The 275-nt window shown below is 68.4% G+C and carries 1 protein-coding gene; it reads left to right on the plus strand.

Annotated elements, in window-relative coordinates; genetic code table 11:
• Positions 1–84: 84 nt before the first annotated feature.
• Positions 85–275 (plus strand): hypothetical protein (locus RMT89_RS42900; RefSeq protein ID WP_315889178.1); only part of this gene is annotated, 191 nt, incomplete at its 3' end.

Consider the following 275-nt stretch of genomic DNA (forward strand, 5'->3'; position numbering starts at 1 on the left):
GATCGGTTCAGCAAGGTCAGCCCGGCCCCGTCTGGCATGGCACACTTCTCATGCTTGGGTGGCAGGACTACGCCGGGGGCGGCGATGATGCTCCACATTCGCAGCGTGGCGGGCGGCTTCCCCGAGCATGCCCACAGGCAGGCCGCGCAGACTCGGGTCGAGTCGGGGCGTCGCCAGCATGAGTGGTCGATCCAGTTCGTGCCCAACGCCATGTCGACGGCGGCAGTGGACAGGTCGCTGCCGCCACACATGCGGCACATCGCGGCATCGCCGAG

This window comes from Streptomyces sp. P17, from assembly GCF_032436805.1.
GTDB lineage: Bacteria > Actinomycetota > Actinomycetes > Streptomycetales > Streptomycetaceae > Streptomyces.